This is a genomic window from Achromobacter sp. GbtcB20 (genome assembly GCF_019091095.1).
Lineage (GTDB): Bacteria > Pseudomonadota > Gammaproteobacteria > Burkholderiales > Burkholderiaceae_B > Achromobacter > Achromobacter mucicolens.
The window spans coordinates 1-312 of the sequence record NZ_JAGXJZ010000401.1 but is presented as its reverse complement, the minus strand read 5'-3'; the positions used below and the strand labels follow the sequence as shown (position 1 = coordinate 312).

Annotated in this window: 1 protein-coding gene; it reads left to right on the top strand. The window is 57.1% G+C overall.

Going from position 1 to position 312, the window contains the following annotated elements; translation table 11 throughout:
- Window positions 1–312, top strand: a 312-nt coding sequence (locus tag KVT32_RS29510) for a hypothetical protein (protein WP_217619361.1), incomplete at both ends; no start/stop codon positions are given.

Below are 312 nucleotides of genomic sequence, written 5' to 3'. Positions count from 1 at the left end.
TATTCTAAAGCCCGTAAAGCGACGGGCGCCGAAGTCTTTCGGACTCCTATCAATGCCAAGGAGTTACGAGAGCCGCCGGCACTGCGGGGGATTTCATTCCGCCGCTTCATCGCACTCTCCCGCGCCAATCGGGAAAGCCTCGCCTTCCTTTCTTCAGGTGATGACGCGCACGTCGACGTCATGTTCTGTGGCGATTCGCCCCTAGGGGACGGTCCGCGTTACGCAAACTCATTTCTGTCTGGCAAGAGGACAAGCAAGCCTCTGATTGCGAACGCCCCGCATCACGGCGCTGATTCCAATACTATGGCATAT